This window comes from Actinomycetota bacterium (genome assembly GCA_005774595.1).
Taxonomy (GTDB): domain Bacteria; phylum Actinomycetota; class Coriobacteriia; order Anaerosomatales; family D1FN1-002; genus D1FN1-002.
Map to the genome: position 1 here is coordinate 1 of VAUM01000435.1, position 1330 is coordinate 1330.

2 protein-coding genes and 1 tRNA gene are annotated in these 1330 nt (G+C 72.6%); all 3 read right to left on the bottom strand.

What is annotated here, in order from left to right:
• Positions 1-301 (bottom strand): bifunctional N-acetylglucosamine-1-phosphate uridyltransferase/glucosamine-1-phosphate acetyltransferase (locus FDZ70_10760; protein TLM65835.1); only part of this gene is annotated, 301 nt, incomplete at its 3' end.
• Positions 302-334: 33 nt separating this feature from the next.
• Positions 335-408, bottom strand: a tRNA-Gln gene (locus FDZ70_10765).
• Between the two features lie 97 nt (positions 409-505).
• Positions 506-808, bottom strand: coding sequence for a hypothetical protein (locus tag FDZ70_10770; protein TLM65836.1), 303 nt, complete (start codon positions 806-808; stop codon positions 506-508).
• Positions 809-1330: the final 522 nt, after the last annotated feature.

Consider the following 1330-nt stretch of genomic DNA (forward strand, 5'->3'; position numbering starts at 1 on the left):
CGCCCGCCAGCACCACGACCGAGCCGCCGCGGCCGCCCATCGCGGACTCGGCGCACTGCACGGCGTGGCCGGTGCCGAGCTGCTGCTCCTGACGAGCGAAGCGCACACCGCCCAGGAGCGGCTCGACCTTGTCCGCGCCGTGTCCGGTGACGACGACCACGTCCTCGGCCCCGGCCTCGCGCGCCGCAGCGACGACCCAGCCCGCGAGCGGGCGCCCGAGAATGGCGTGCGCCACCTTCGGCAGGTCGGACTTCATGCGCTTGCCCTCGCCGGCGGCGAGGATGATGGCGGACGGGCTCAACTTCGCGACTCTCCCGGCACGTAGGGTCAGGTATGGCTGGGGTGCGAGGATTCGAACCTCGATAGCGGGAACCAAAATCCCGAGTCCTGCCATTGGACGACACCCCATCAAGAGCACCCGATAGTGTAGCGCAGGGGTGCGCGGGGCACGCGCAGAGGCGGCGGCTCTCGCCGAGGGCACGCAGCAGAGATGCGCGCGGAAGCGTCAGCTCGCGGGTTGGGCCTCGTCTGCTGCACGGTCGCGGAACGCGCCGATGCCGCCCTCCGCGGCGAAGCGCTCGAGGACGGCGTCCTGGATGACGACGCGGGCCTCGGCGCTGACGGGGTGCACCACGTCGCGGAAGTCGCCGTTCGGCAGCTTGCGCGAGGGCATCGCGACGAAGAGGCCCTTCTCGCCGTCGACCACCCGCAGGTCGTGGACGACGACGGCGTCGTCGATGACGATGCTCGCGATCGCGCACACCTTGCGCATCGAGACGGGCCGCAGTGACACCTTCGTGATCTTCATCGGTCCCCTCGCCGGTTCCCGCGGTGCGAGCCGCGTGGCGCGGCGCCCGTGTCCGCGCCGCACCGATGGCGTATTCTACGCCGCCCCTCCGTCACCTGCCGAGGAAGCAACAACCGTACCGCGACGAACGGCGGTGCGGGTCGCGACGGCCCACCAACCGCGTGCGCGGGCGGCTGCCACGCATCGCTCGGCGGCTCGCTGACCAGCTGTGATGCCGAACACCGCCGACCCCGAGCCGCACATCGCCGCGCCCTCGACGCCGTCCATGGCGCCGACGAGCGCGAGCGCGTCGGCGATGACCGGGACGAGCCCCGCCGAGGCGGACGTCATCACGTTGAACAGGTGCGCGGCGACGCCGGTCCGGTCGGCCGACTCGAGGGCTGCGAGCAGCGCGTCAGGGGACGGCTGGACGGGCGACGGTGCGGCGTCGAACGCGCGGTATGCGGCGGCCGTGGGCACGGGCTGCCTTGGCCACACGACGACCAAGTCGAGCTGCGGCGCGTCGATCCCGCGCAGCAGGAC

Coding starts and splice junctions, on each gene's coding strand:
- FDZ70_10770 (TLM65836.1), bottom strand. CDS start 808: ATGAAGATCACGAAGGTGTCACTGCGGCCCGTCTCGATGCGCAAGGTG.